This is a genomic window from Thermosynechococcus sp. OHK43 (genome assembly GCF_014466085.1).
GTDB lineage: Bacteria > Cyanobacteriota > Cyanobacteriia > Thermosynechococcales > Thermosynechococcaceae > Thermosynechococcus.
The window spans coordinates 1-14,054 of record NZ_JACOMP010000221.1 but is presented as its reverse complement, the minus strand read 5'-3'; the positions used below and the strand labels follow the sequence as shown (position 1 = coordinate 14,054).

Genomic DNA, 14,054 nt, shown 5'->3' with positions numbered 1-14,054 from the left:
CCGGATCGCCTACGGATTTATGGCAATCCTCCCGATCCCAACAATGCTACGCCGGATCAGGAATTTACCCTCAGTCGCGGTGCCACCGCCGGCAGTCTCTTTGTCTATGCTCCGGATGCCAAAGTGGGGATTAACGGTGGCAGTAACAATCCCGATATTTTCGGAGCCGTGTGGGCCAAGGAATGGAATGGCTCAAGTTCCAATAACGCTGAAATTCGGGTGCCCGATCGCCTGCCGGAAGCCTTGGGCGGTCAGTATGCCAATGCCTCAATTGTTGTGGCACGAACCACAGAGGCTAGCAACTGGAACCGCCTAGCACAGTACTAAACTTTGGAGGCAGTGTTGCAGTGTTGATGGCTCATCCTAAATTCTATTTCCACTGGCTGGTGCAGCAGCGGGGGCGCGGGTTTACCCTGGGGGAGGTCTTGGCTTCTATTTTGGTGATTGGCCTATTTACCCTAGCGGCAATGCAGGCCATTGTTGTCGCTGCCTTTTTCCAAGCCGATGCCCGTAAATTTGCCGAGGCTAGCAACTGGATCCAAGACGATCTGGAAAATATTAAAATTGTTGCCTACGACCTCTGCCAAACCCAGTATGCCCAACGCAAGCTAGCAACATCTGCTCAACCGAGTGACACTACCTTAACCCTGGCACTCATTTCACCTGGTGAAAGCGATTACGATCAAGCCATGCCTCCAGAGTATCGGCCCAGGGGTGCCTGTGAGGTCACTTCAGCCACGGCTGGGTTTCGAGTGGGCGATCGTGTTCTCATTGGTTCGGACGCGGGCACACGCCGCATTGTCTCTATATCAACACCCAACACCATTACCTTAGACTCGCCAGTAGGGGTCTATCGGGGGGTGGGGACTCGTGTCTATGCCCGCTGTCGGATTCAGCCCAATGAAACCAATGGCATTGATGGTGGCTTTGGCGCCTACCTGCAAACCTTGATTCCACCGATGAATAGCAGCAATAATAGTCGCCCCATTGTCAATGAGACGTATACGATGACGCGCACACTGACTACCCGTGCCCAAGCACCCTTCCAAACTTTAGAGCTGGCCTATGCTGTGCGCAATAGTAGGAATCGCATTGTTGCTCAACTATCAACCGAGGTGGTGCCCAATGCATTTTTTCGCTGTCCATAAGCAGGGCATGACCCTGATTGAAATCCTGATTGTGCTGACGGTGGCCGTTATTTTAGCGCTGGCTATCACCCCTAGCTTTCTTTATTGGCTGGAAACGCAGCGGGTCAACCAGGCCCTTGATAGCTTAGAGGGGGCACTGCGGGAAGCACAGCGGGAAGCGATGCGGCGCAATCAAACCTGTCGGGTAGCCATTAATACCGGCGTCAATCCCATCATTGCCGGCCAGCCACCCCAATGTCTGCCCAATGGTCCGCGCCAACTGCAACATGTGACCCTGCGTCGCAATGATGGAACTGCCTCAGTGCAGTTTGGCTTTCAGGGGCGCACCAGTAGTACCGGTACGATTGTGATTGCTGCCACCAATCATCCGACCCTTCAACGCTGTTTGGTGGTTTCCTTGGGGTTGGGCATCATGCGCACCGGCAATTACGTTGAAACCGACACCACGGGTACAACTGCCGATAACTGTCGAGAGCGCAATTAAGGAGCAGCAAGATGCAAGGTTGGCGCAGAGGCGATCGGGGCTTTACACTGACGGAGCTACTTGTGGCGGCTGCCGTTGGCGGTATTGTGGTGGCCATGAGTGGTTGGGCAATGGTAGCCATTCTGCAAAACAATCGCCGTATTGAAGAACAGGCAACTACCCGCATGAACCTGAGCCGTGCCCTTGACTTTATCTCCGATGACATTCGCTCAGCCATTCGCATTTCAACAACGGCACCCTCAGATTGGACAATTCCCAGTGGTGGCTACCAGTTGGTAATGTTTATCGAAAAACCAACAGATAACCTCGAGGAGCAGGAGAACGGCAATTTGGCCAGCACAACTCGTGTGGCCTACTACACTCGCCCCAAGACGAGTAGTGTGGTGTGGCGAGGCCCGATAATTCTCTATCGCCAGAAAATTGGCGATTCGACCCCCAATGCGCTCATTGATGGCATTGCCAACACCAGCCCCACCTGCACTAATAACTTGCCGGGTGCAATTGATAGTGGCACCAACAAGGGTGGATTTCGGGTTTTTGTGCAGCATAACCGTAACGTCAAGCTGTGTATTGCTGGTTTGGTGGCGTCAACAGGTGTTGTTTACCAAGCGGATACCCTCGCAGCGGTGCGATCCGGATCTGCTACTCCCTAGAGACAGCGCCGAGTCTTGAGACTCCCTATTTTAGGGCAGTGGCGGTGCGCTGGCAGTTCAAGTGATTGGCGCAGAGGTTGCAATTTGTCTCATTCTCTTTGCATTGTGAGCGAACTCTAACACTGATCGCTCCAAAGGTTTCCCGGTTGGTCATTCTTGATAGGGGAGGACAGGCGCGATCGCAAGCGGGAGTGTAGGATAGGGAAGGCGTCATTTAAACTATTTGGCTGCATTGTCCCTATGCCTCGTCGTACCGACATTTCAAAGATTCTCATGATTGGTTCGGGTCCCATTGTCATTGGTCAGGCCTGTGAATTTGACTATTCGGGCACCCAAGCCTGTAAGGCATTGCGCGAGGAAGGGTACGAGGTGGTCTTGATTAACTCCAACCCCGCCACCATCATGACGGATCCCGAGATCGCCGATCGCACCTACATTGAGCCGCTCACCCCGGAAATGGTGGAAAAGGTCATTGCCGCTGAACGCCCCGATGCCCTGCTGCCCACAATGGGAGGACAAACGGCGCTGAACATAGCGGTAGCGCTGGCCAAATCCGGTGTCCTCGATCGCTATGGGGTGGAGTTGATTGGCGCCAAATTGCCCGCTATTGAGATGGCCGAGGATCGCAAGCTCTTTAAGGAGGCCATGCAGCGAATTGGCGTGGGGGTGTGTCCGTCGGGCTTGGCCAATACCCTGGAAGAGGCGCGGGCGATCGCCCAAGAGATTGGGGTTTATCCCCTGATTATTCGACCGGCTTTTACCCTAGGGGGCACCGGTGGCGGCATTGCCTACAACCAAGAAGAATTTGAAGAAATTGCCGCTGCTGGTCTCGATGCCAGTCCTGTCTCGCAAATTCTCATTGAGCAGTCCCTCATTGGCTGGAAAGAATACGAGCTGGAAGTGATGCGGGACATGGCTGATAACGTGGTCATCATCTGCTCCATTGAGAACCTGGACCCCATGGGCATCCACACCGGCGACTCGATCACCGTTGCCCCGGCCCAAACCCTGACGGACAAAGAATACCAGCGGCTGCGGGATGCCTCGATCAAAATTATTCGTGAAATTGGTGTAGAGACCGGCGGATCGAACATTCAGTTTGCTGTTAACCCCGAAACTGGGGAAGTGATTGTCATTGAAATGAATCCCCGGGTTTCCCGTTCTTCGGCACTGGCCTCAAAGGCAACAGGCTTTCCCATTGCCAAAATCGCAGCAAAATTGGCTGTGGGCTATACGCTGCCGGAAATCCCCAACGACATTACCCAAAAAACTCCCGCCAGCTTTGAACCCACGATTGACTATGTGGTTACCAAAATTCCCCGCTTTGCCTTTGAAAAGTTTCCCGGCTCCCCGCCCGTCCTCACTACCCAAATGAAGTCTGTGGGTGAAGCCATGGCCATTGGCCGCACCTTCCAAGAGTCCTTGCAAAAAGCCCTGCGATCGCTGGAAATAGGTCGAGCCGGCTGGGGGTGCGATCGCCCCGAAAAACTCCCTAGCCTTGAGCAACTGCGGGGGAAACTGCGCACGCCAAATCCAGATCGCATCTTTGCCATTCGCCACGCCTTCCTCTTGGGGATGACCGTTGAGGAAGTTTATGAACTAACGGCCATTGATCCGTGGTTTTTGCGGCAGATGCAGGGACTCCTAGAAACAGAGAAATTTCTTAAGCGCAGCAAACTGGAGCAACTCACGGCCGATGATCTCTGGCGGATCAAGCAACAGGGCTTTAGTGATGCCCAAATTGCCTATGCTACGAAAACCACTGACGATCAGGTGCGAACCTATCGCCAATCCTTGGGTGTCATTCCCGTCTATAAAACTGTAGACACCTGTGCCGCCGAGTTTGAGGCTTATACCCCCTACTACTACTCCACCTACGAGCGACCTGTGGAGCAAATTAACCCTGAGAGCGGCGACGTTGAGCTGCTACCGCCACAATCGGAAGTGCTGCCCCCCCGCAAGCCGCGGGTGATGATTCTAGGATCAGGGCCGAACCGCATTGGCCAAGGAATTGAATTTGATTACTGCTGCTGCCATGCTGCCTACGCGCTGCGGGCCGATGACTATGAAACCATCATGGTCAACTCCAACCCTGAGACGGTTTCTACTGACTACGACACCAGCGATCGCCTCTACTTTGAACCTCTGACTAAGGAAGATGTCCTCAACATTATTGAAGTGGAGCGGCCCGTCGGCATCATTATTCAGTTTGGCGGTCAAACCCCCCTCAAGCTGGCGTTACCCTTGCAACGGTACCTTGAACAGCAGGGCGATCGCCTCGGAACCCAAATCTGGGGCACTTCACCTGACTCCATTGATATTGCTGAGGACCGCGAACGTTTCGAGAAAATTTTGCGGGAGCTCAACATCCCCCAACCCCCCAACGGCACTGCTCGCAGTTATGCCGAAGCCCTGAGCATTGCCCAGCGGATTGGCTATCCAGTGGTGGTGCGCCCCAGTTATGTGCTCGGTGGTCGGGCAATGGAAATTGTCTATTCCAATGGGGAACTGGAACACTATATGAACGCAGCGGTGCAGGTGGAGCCAGAGCGACCCATCCTCATTGATAAGTATCTGGAAAACGCAATTGAAGTGGATGTGGATGCCATTGCCGATGCAACGGGCAGGGTAGTCATTGGTGGGATTATGGAACACATCGAGCAAGCGGGGATTCACTCTGGGGATTCTGCCTGTAGCTTGCCCACCCAATCGCTGTCTCCTGCGGTTTTGGAGACCATCCGCACCTGGAGTATTGCCCTTGCCAAGGCGCTCAAAGTGGTGGGGCTGATGAACCTCCAACTGGCAGTACAAGGGGAGCAAGTCTATATTTTGGAGGCCAACCCGCGGGCCTCCCGGACGGTGCCCTTTGTCTCGAAGGCGATCGGCATTCCCCTGGCTAAAGTTGCTGCTCGGCTGATGTCAGGGAAAACCCTGGCGGAACTCAATTTCCTCAATGAGAAGATTCCCAACCATGTCGCCGTCAAGGAAGCTGTCCTCCCCTTTGAAAAATTTGCCGGTACCGATACGGTGCTAGGGCCAGAAATGCGCTCCACGGGTGAGGCCATGGGGATTGATATGACCTTTGGGGCTGCCTATGCCAAGTCCCAACTGGCAGCCAATCAAAGGTTACCTTTGCAGGGAACCGTTTTTGTGTCGATGGGCGATCGCGACAAAGCAGCAATTGTGCCTGTGGTTCAAGAGTTGCAGTCTCTTGGCTTTCAGATTATTGCCACTGAAGGAACCCGCAATGCCTTGCTTGAGGCAGGGCTGAGCAATATAGAACTCATCCTCAAGCTCCATGAAGGGCGTCCCCATGTCCTCGATGCCATTAAAAATGGGCAAATTCACCTGATTCTGAATACACCCTCCGGTCAGGAAGCCCGTACCGATGCCCAATTGATTCGTCGCACTGCCCTTGCCTATAAAATTCCGATTGTGACGACGATTGCCGGTGCGAAGGCAACGGCTGCCGCCATTAAAACCCTGCAAACCTCAACCCTAGGGGTACGGGCACTTCAAGACTACCATCGGGTGGAATGCTAAACATTGGTTTTGGCAATTACGTCTCACCGCAGCGCCTGCTGGCGATCGTGAGTCCTGACTCTGCCCCGATCAAACGCCTGATTCTTGAGGCACGGGAGCACCATCATCTCATTGATGCCACCCACGGGCGGCGAACTCGTGCCGTACTGGTGTTGGATGGCGAGATGATCGTCCTCTCAGCCTTACATCCTGAAACACTAGTGGCACGCCTCAGTCCACCCGCCTAGCCACGGTGTGCAAGGGCCAACTTCCCCCTCGCGAAAGCTGATATCTAAAATTTCCCTTGCAGGGCGCTTTCACAGCGATCGCACAACTGGGGATGCAAGGCGGATTGTCCCACACTTTCAGAATAATTCCAGCAGCGGACACATTTCTGACCTTGGGCATGGCCAACGCCAATCCATAGCCCCTCCGCTTCAAGAACATAGGGCACGTCCACCGCTTGCCGTTGCGGCATCAGCTCCACCTGGGACACCAAGAAGAGATAGCGCAGTTCATCCACCCCATTACCCCTGAGGGCGTCCCTGGGATTCATCTGTGCGAGGCGATCGCGCCATTCAGAATCGGCAATGTAGAGCCACACTTTTGCCTCCAAAGAAGAGCCAATCAGCTTTTCTGCACGGGCCTGTTCGAGCACCTTGTTCACTTCGAGGCGCAATTGCCGCAGGTGTTGCCACTCACTAGCTAGCCCCGGATCGTGCCACTGGGCCGGAAGCTCTACCCAACCACTTTGAAACACTGAAAGATAGGGGGTTTTGAAGGGTAAATGCTGCCAAATATCCTCGGCTAAGTGGGGGAGCACTGGGGCAATGGCACGGGCTAAGTTTTGAACGGCAATGGCAAGTACGGTTTGACAACTGCGGCGGCGATCGCTCGTGGCGGCACTGATGTACAACCGATCCTTGGCAATATCGAGATAAAAGTTCGAAAGATCAACAACACAAAGATTTTGAATGGTTTGGAAAAAGCGATAGAACTGAAAGCTATCAAAGGCCGCAGTCACTTCACTGAAGACTTCGTGCAGTCGATGCAGCATATAGCGATCCAAGGCCGGCAGTTGAGCATAGGGAATGGCATCCTGATTGGGGTTAAAGTCGTGGAGATTCCCTAGGAGAAAGCGAGCCGTGTTACGAATCTTGCGATAGACGTCCGCCAACTGCTTGAGAATATTTTTACCAATGGGCACATCGTTGGCGTAGTCCACGGAGGAAACCCACAGCCGCAGTACATCGGCACCATAGGGAGGGTCTTGCTTCTGGTTTTTACCCCCCTCGATCACTTCGCGGGGATCCGTGACATTGCCGAGGGACTTGCTCATTTTTCGCCCCTGCTCATCGAGGACAAAGCCGTGGGTCAGGACGGCCTTGTAGGGAGCTTGACCTTTAACGGCAACCCGTGTCAGCAATGAGGATTGGAACCAGCCGCGGTGCTGATCAGAGCCTTCGAGGTAGAGGTCTGCCTGCTGATCGCCGAGAACCGCTGCCCAAGAGGTTCCGGAGTCAAACCAGACATCCATGGTGTCCGTTCCCTTTTCGTAGCGATCCGCTTGATCTCGCAGGGATTCGGGAAGCAATTCAGCAACGGAGAGTTCCCACCAAGCATCGGACCCGCGATCGCGAATAATGGCTTGCACATGGGCAATGGTTTCTGCTGTTAGCAGGGGTTCCCCGGTTTCTTTGTCATAAAAGACGGGGATGGGCACGCCCCAACTGCGCTGACGCGAAATACACCAATCGGACCGCTCCGCCACCATTGCCGTAATGCGGTTTTCCCCTTGGGCAGGAATCCACTTCACCTCAGCGATCGCCCTGAGTGCCGCATCGCGAAAGCCCTCAACGGAAGCAAACCACTGTTCCGTGGCGCGGAAGATAGTGGGTTTCTTTGTCCGCCAGTCATAGGGATACTTATGCACATAGGGTTCCTCCTTTAGGAGCGCCCCACACTCCTGCAAAGCCGCAATGACCGCTTCATTGCCTTCCTGGAGAACATTGAGACCGGCAAATGGTCCTGCTTCCGCCGTAAAGCAGCCATTCTCATCCACCGGCGACAGGATTGGCAAACCGTAGCGCTGACCGACAGCATAGTCTTCTAAGCCATGGCCAGGAGCAGTGTGCACCAGACCGGTGCCCGATTCCGTGGTCACATAGTTACCGCCAATAACAATTTTGCCCTCGCGCTCAAAGAGGGGATGGCGATAGCGCGCATTTTCCAAGTCAGCCCCTTTGGCGGTGGCCACCACCGTGAGCATGCCACCAAGGATGTCACTCAGCCGCTTTACGAGAGCCTTGGCAACAATTAAATACTTGTAGCGGCCACTGGGCTTAGCCTCCACAAGGGCATAGGTGAGATCGGGATTGACACTCACAGCCAAGTTCGCCGGAATCGTCCAGGGGGTTGTTGTCCAAATGGCAACCCCCAATTTCCCTAGGGCTTGATACCAAGCCTTGGCTAGCCCCTGGGGCAGCTCAATCACCTCAAAAGCGGCATACAGACTGCGGGAGGTGTGCCCTTCGGGATATTCCAGTTCGGCTTCGGCGAGGGCAGTTTTTGAGCTGGGACTCCAGTGCACCGGTTTCAGGCCGCGATAGATATAGCCCCGCAGCACCATTTCGCCAAAGACACCGATTTGGGCGGCCTCATAGTCGGGGGTAAGCGTCAGATAGGGGTGTGCCCAGTCGCCCCAAACCCCATAGCGCTGGAAGCTCTGCTTTTGCTCGGCGACGGTTTTGAGGGCAAATTCCTTGGCCTGTTGGCGGAGAGTGAGGGGCGTTAGCTGCGCCCGCTGTTCCGGTTTCAGGTTTTGCAGCACCTTGAGTTCAATGGGTAGGCCGTGGCAGTCCCAGCCAGGGCGGTAGTGAACCTTGCGTCCCCGCAGCAGTTGGTACTTGTTAATGATGTCCTTGAGAATTTTATTGAGGGCATGGCCAATGTGGAGGGCGCCATTGGCATAGGGGGGGCCATCGTGAAGAATAAAGACCTCCCCCGGATTCCTTTGCTGAAGCGTTTCATAAATTTGGTGCTGTGCCCAAAAGGCCTGCAATTGGGGTTCCCGTGTTGCTGCATTTGCCCGCATTTCAAACGTGGTTTGGGGCAAGTTGACGGTGTCTTTGTAGTCGGGGGTCGCATCAGTCATGGGTGGGTACAGCGGGGTATGATTGTTTCAGGGCAAGAAAAACTTGGCAATGGATTCAATTGTAGGGGAACTGTTCTGATTCACTCAAGGATGATTTCCGTTCTAGGCTTGGATCTGGGGCGCAAGCGTATTGGCGTGGCCGGGTGCGATCGCCTGGGGCAGTTGGCCGCAGGCATTACAACGATTCATCGCCGCAATTTTGCCAGTGATGTGGCACAGCTTCGGCAGATTTGTCAAGAGCGAGGGGTGGAAAAGTTAATTGTGGGCTTGCCCTACACCCTGGATGGTCAATTGGGTTCCCAGGCCCGCCAGGTGCAACATTTGGCGGCAAAAATTGGCGCAGCCTTGAACTTGCCGGTGGAATATGTAGATGAGCGGCTCACCTCCTTTCAAGCGGCGGAAATCCTTAAACAACGCCGGCGATCGCCCCGTCAGCACAAGGACTTAGTGGATCAAATTGCCGCTGCCCTGATTTTGCAACAATGGCTCGATACCCGTTTGCAAACCGCAAGATCAACACTGGCACCCCCTGACCCCCAGCTATAACTGATAATTAATTTGTAATTATTGTAATTTTATTGTAATTAATTTGTATATTCCCAAATGACTGGGCACGATCCACAACTGAGCTACCATGCACGGGGCTGAAACTGCGTATCATTGAGAATCACCACCCCGTCTCCCGACTGTGCCAACACAAACCATCCCTGCCGATAGGCATAGCGAGCTACCTCAGGCGGCACAATCATCCCCGCCACTGCTCCCAAGAGTCTGGTGTCACGATACTGGTGAGCCAAACGACGAAATTTAGCAATGCGCTCTAGATGCTCATCCACATCCCCTTGGCTCAGTTTCGTTTTTACCTCGACGAGAACCGCTTCATCTGTATTGACCACCAGCAGATCAACTTCTAAACTCTCGTTGCCATCTTGGAGAATGACATCGCTGTAAAGTTGAGAGACGGCAATTCCTCGATTTTGAAATAAACGTAGTACCGCTGGTCGTACCTGCCATTCCACAAACTCTCCTAGACGATTGCCCAGTTTCCCCAGTTGCTGGTTGAGTTGACGAGCTTCTTCCCGCAGCAATCGCTCCGTTTCTTGGAAACGTCGGTCAGTTTCCTGAAATCGCCGATCCGTTTCTTGAAAGCGGCGTTCCGTTTCCTTTTGAGCTTCTAACAGCTCCCCTAATAATCGCCAAACATCTTCAGGGGTGTATGGCTTTGTCATTGCTTGATTGACGGGATTAATTTACTGGGCCTTGCTTGAAAGCTGCGCACCTTGAGTGAGGAAATGAAAAGGGGACTTAGAAAACATCTTTTATCTTAAATCCTTTTAAATCCTTTGCGGTAGCATCTATCTATCACTTTCCTTTGAAATAACTCTCAATGAACCTAGAAACACTGCGCGCCTATCATGACACCTACCCTGCCCTACTGAATAAGATCTACCTCAACTATGGGGGTCAAGGGCCGCTGCACCAAGACACCTGGCAGGCTATTCGCGAAAGCGATCGCCACATTCAACAACAGGGTCCCTTTGCCAATCGGGTCTTTCCGTGGTTAAGCCAACAACTGCACAGCCTGCGCACAGCCCTAGCACAGCTATTGGGAACAACCCCAGAAACGATTGCCCTCACCGATTCGGTTACCACTGGCTGCAACATTGTTTTGTGGGGCCTCAACTGGCAAGCGGGTGATCATCTGCTGATTTCCAACTGTGAGCATCCGGGGGTAGTGGCGATTACCGAGCAATTGGCGCGGCGATTGGGGGTGGTTGTGGATCGGGTTGCCTTTTGGCCGTGGTGTGACGATGAAGTAGCCGCCATTGAAGCCCAACTCCACCCCCGCACCCGCTTAGTCGTCCTCAGTCATTTGCTGTGGAATACAGGGAAACTGTTGCCGTTGGAGAAGATTGTTGACGTTTGCCACCGTCGCGGCATCCAAGTCTTGGCGGATGGCGCCCAAAGTGTCGGCATGGTACCCCTAAATTTACCAGCCTTGGGCGTAGATTACTATGCCTTTACGGGACACAAGTGGTGCTGTGGGCCCGCAGGACTCGGAGGGCTCTATATTCGGCGCGATCGCCTAGCCACATTGGAACCCACCTTTATTGGCTGGCGCAGCATTCATCAGACCCGTGATGCCCAACCGGCGGGCTGGAAGGAGGATGCCAGTCGCTTTGAGGTGGCCACAACCGCCTTTTCCTTGGTACCGGGGCTAATGACTGCCCTGCGAGTGCATGATCAATGGGGGACCGCCCAAGGGCGATATGAGCGCATTTGTGAGCTGAGCCATCACCTCTGGCAACGGTTACGGGGTATGGTGGGTTTGACCTGTCTTAGTCCTGTGCCGCCCCCCTCCGGCTTGGTAGCCTTTCAGCTGGCCAATGGTCAGCATCGCCAATTGGTACAAGACCTTGAGGCAGAGAATATCTTGGTGCGGGAATTGCTCTATCCTCCCTCGGTGCGTGCCTGTGTCCATTACTTTACGTTGCCGGAGGAGAGCGATCGCTTTGTTGCTGGCTTAGAACGGTGGCTTCAGAATCATCCTTAGGAAGCTGAGGAATTGAAAGAATTGAATTAGAGCGATTCTCCAATGACCTACCCTATTGGCCAAAGCTCAACAGGAAAATTGTGCTTGCCGTGCGGCAATGTCAGCGATCGCCTGCTTGAGAATGCGATGCTCCTGGACTTGAATGCGGGCATGGAGGGTTGCAGGGGTATCATCGGGGAGAACAGGCACCGCTGCCTGAACCAAAATCGGGCCACTATCCACTTCCTCTGCCACCAGATGTACCGTACAGCCCGTAATCTTGACGCCAGCAGCAAGGGCCTGCTCAACGGCATGCAGCCCGCGAAAACTGGGCAGCAAACTAGGATGCAGGTTAATGACCCGCTGGGGATAGGCATTCAGCAGTACCGGTGTAACAATGCGCATCCAACCGGCCATGACCACCCACTCTACTTCATAGGCCTTGAGGGTTTCGACAATGGCGGCATCCAGACTTTCACGGTTGGGATAGTGGCGATGGTTAAGGAGAACGCTAGGAATTTGCCACTGTTTTGCTCGCTCGGCCACAAAGGCGTTGGGATTGTTGTAAATCAACACTTGAATCTGGGCAGCTAGTTCACCAGCGGCGATCGCCTCCGCAAGGGCAGCAAAATTGGACCCACTCCCGGAGGCCAACACCCCCAATCGCAGGGGGCGACAAGGAGGAGTATTTTCGGGTGCCGCTGGCACAACCAGAGCCTCACTCGACATGACGGGCATGGCGGATTTCGCTGTTCAATAATTCTAAAGCCTTGGCCACCATTGGATCCGTGGGTCGTGCCACCAAGTTAGGATTGAGGCGCAATTCCAGATCGCTCCTGGGATCGCCCGTCACCAGCACATCGGGAGTGATGCCCGCCCCTGTAATATCCCGACCCTTGGGGGTCAGATAGCGCGCCACCGTCACCAGGAGGGCAGACCCATCCCCCAGTTCATGAACCGCTTGGACGCGCACCTTACCAAATGTAGGCGTGCCCACAACGACTGCTCGCCCCTGATCCTGCAAAGCACCCGCCAAAATTTCACTGGCACTGGCAGAGGCCTGATTCACTAAAACCACAAGGGGCAACTGAGTCAAGGCACGTTGGCGGGCACGAATCGTCTCTTCCCGCTGGTTTTGTTGAATGCGCACGATTACCCCAGAATCCAGCCATTGGCGGCTAATTTCAATCCCTGCTTCGAGGAGTCCGCCCGGATTATGGCGCAGATCCAGGATAAAGCCTTGCACCTTCTCCCGTTGTAAGATTTCGATCGCCTCTTGCATCTGTTGATGGGAGCGGCTATTAAAACCACTGAGGCGGATGTAGCCCACACGGGGAGAGTTGAGGATTTGAAAATTCACCGTACGGGGAATCTCGCCAGCGCGCGTCAATTCAACACTAAAGGGTTGAGGCCTGCCCTCACGGCGCACCAGCAGATGCAACTTGCTGCCCGCCGGCCCCCGCAGCATCAATGTGGCCCGCTCCAATGTTAAGCGATCGCTACTACGACCATTGATAGCTAGAATTTCATCCCCCACCTTCAGATCGGCCCTGGCCGCCACCGACCCCGCTTCAATGGCCTGAATGCGAAAGAGTTCCCCCGACTCCACGAGGGCAAGACCCACATCCACCTGCTGGCCTTGGGTTTGCAGGAGCAGTTGACGGTACTCTTGAGGGGGCAGAAAGCGGGTGTAGGGATCATTGAGACGGACAAGGGTTTGCTGAATCACCCGATAGGCAGCTTCGCGATCGCCATAGGATCGGGAGAGCAATTCCTGACGAAGGGCCTGCCAGTCAAGACGATTAAAGCTGCGATCTAGATAGCTTCTATAGATAATTTGCCACGCCTCATCCACCAAGGCCTTGGGGGCATCCTTGAGCGTAGAGGTACCCGCCACTGCTGGCGGCATCCCCAATAGCGCAACACCCACTCCCAAAAGTGCCCAGTGTTTCACCCGCCAAATCCATCTAAAACGCCTCGCTCCTATTTATTCTATCGTTCCCCCATAAAAAATCCCCCTCACGGGGAGGGGGAAGGCATTAAAAGCTAGAAGCTAAAGGTCGTGCGGATAGCACCCACAACAATGGCATCGTTATTTGAGTTACTGTTGGGGTTAAAAATGGCAATTACCCCCGGCGTCACCGAGAGATTCTTGGAGACGGCAAAGCGGTAAAAGCCCTCTAGGTGATAGGAATTAAACTGAGTGTAGCTCTCTCCAGGAACACCCGGGACATTGGTAATGCTGATGAGCTGCGGCGGCTGACCAAAGACCAAGCCCGCCAAGTCGCCCTTGCGCCAGAGGTCTGGCGAAGCAAAGGTAATAGCCCAGTTGACGATCTCCGCTTCGCGCCGTGGTCCTGCCAGTCGCACCTGATAGACGTTGGCGTAGCCAGCCCAGCCTGCCAGATTCAACTGCTTAATCGGCCGGTAGGTAAACTGGAAACCCACTGAATCAGCCGCCTGAGCAGCCAGAATAAGATTAAGCGGATTCGCTGCAGAGCGCGCAAGCGAACTCCCTGTACCCCCAAAGGGATCTAAACCGTAGGAGTGGGTGTAGGTG

12 protein-coding genes and 1 pseudogene are annotated in these 14,054 nt (G+C 54.3%); 8 read left to right on the top strand and 5 right to left on the bottom strand.

The window, feature by feature from the left end:
• From H8Q75_RS09355 to H8Q75_RS09330, 6 genes and pseudogenes are all read left to right on the top strand, one after another.
• Window positions 1–327, top strand: a pseudogene (locus H8Q75_RS09355) (hypothetical protein); the annotation flags it as partial.
• 26 nt (window positions 328–353) lie between these two features.
• A complete protein-coding gene (locus tag H8Q75_RS09350) occupies window positions 354–1,148 on the top strand; it encodes a hypothetical protein (protein ID WP_297041278.1) in 795 nt (264 codons plus the stop codon).
• Complete coding sequence (locus H8Q75_RS09345; RefSeq protein WP_081711786.1) at window positions 1,066–1,632, top strand: GspH/FimT family pseudopilin; 567 nt, start codon at window positions 1,066–1,068, stop codon at window positions 1,630–1,632. Before H8Q75_RS09350 ends, H8Q75_RS09345 begins: the two co-directional genes overlap by 83 nt.
• An 11-nt stretch (window positions 1,633–1,643) precedes the next feature.
• Entirely contained in the window at window positions 1,644–2,285 is a 642-nt protein-coding gene (locus H8Q75_RS09340) for a prepilin-type N-terminal cleavage/methylation domain-containing protein (protein ID WP_024125438.1), read from the top strand.
• A gap of 240 nt (window positions 2,286–2,525) precedes the next feature.
• The gene (carB, locus tag H8Q75_RS09335) at window positions 2,526–5,828 is read left to right on the top strand and encodes a carbamoyl-phosphate synthase large subunit (protein ID WP_024125439.1); all 3,303 of its coding nucleotides are present in this window, start codon (window positions 2,526–2,528) and stop codon (window positions 5,826–5,828) included.
• Entirely contained in the window at window positions 5,822–6,055 is a 234-nt protein-coding gene (locus tag H8Q75_RS09330) for a DUF370 domain-containing protein (RefSeq protein WP_024125440.1), read from the top strand. Before carB ends, H8Q75_RS09330 begins: the two co-directional genes overlap by 7 nt.
• A 44-nt stretch (window positions 6,056–6,099) precedes the next feature.
• On the opposite strand, the gene ileS is transcribed toward H8Q75_RS09330, so the two are convergent.
• Window positions 6,100–8,961, bottom strand: coding sequence for an isoleucine--tRNA ligase (gene ileS / locus H8Q75_RS09325; RefSeq protein WP_297041276.1), 2,862 nt, complete (start codon window positions 8,959–8,961; stop codon window positions 6,100–6,102).
• A gap of 90 nt (window positions 8,962–9,051) precedes the next feature.
• Between ileS and ruvX the strand changes: the two genes are divergently transcribed.
• The gene (gene ruvX / locus H8Q75_RS09320) at window positions 9,052–9,507 is read left to right on the top strand and encodes a Holliday junction resolvase RuvX (protein ID WP_024125442.1); all 456 of its coding nucleotides are present in this window, start codon (window positions 9,052–9,054) and stop codon (window positions 9,505–9,507) included.
• Window positions 9,508–9,590: 83 nt separating this feature from the next.
• Here ruvX and H8Q75_RS09315 read toward each other — a convergent pair whose 3' ends face one another.
• Entirely contained in the window at window positions 9,591–10,190 is a 600-nt protein-coding gene (locus tag H8Q75_RS09315) for a hypothetical protein (RefSeq protein WP_297041274.1), read from the bottom strand.
• Window positions 10,191–10,348: 158 nt separating this feature from the next.
• On the opposite strand from H8Q75_RS09315, the gene H8Q75_RS09310 reads away from it, so the two are divergent.
• Entirely contained in the window at window positions 10,349–11,515 is a 1,167-nt protein-coding gene (locus tag H8Q75_RS09310; protein ID WP_024125444.1) for an aminotransferase class V-fold PLP-dependent enzyme, read from the top strand.
• A gap of 66 nt (window positions 11,516–11,581) precedes the next feature.
• Here the strand turns inward: H8Q75_RS09310 and purN are convergent, their stop codons facing one another.
• The 3 genes from purN to H8Q75_RS09295 all read right to left on the bottom strand — a co-directional run.
• On the bottom strand, window positions 11,582–12,223 hold the full coding sequence (gene purN, locus H8Q75_RS09305) for a phosphoribosylglycinamide formyltransferase (protein WP_365971002.1): 642 nt from the start codon (window positions 12,221–12,223) through the stop codon (window positions 11,582–11,584).
• On the bottom strand, window positions 12,213–13,448 hold the full coding sequence (locus H8Q75_RS09300) for a S41 family peptidase (RefSeq protein ID WP_024125446.1): 1,236 nt from the start codon (window positions 13,446–13,448) through the stop codon (window positions 12,213–12,215). The genes purN and H8Q75_RS09300 overlap by 11 nt, the downstream gene beginning before the upstream one ends.
• A 92-nt stretch (window positions 13,449–13,540) precedes the next feature.
• On the bottom strand, window positions 13,541–14,054 hold a 514-nt coding region (locus H8Q75_RS09295), incomplete at its 5' end, for an iron uptake porin (protein ID WP_297041269.1).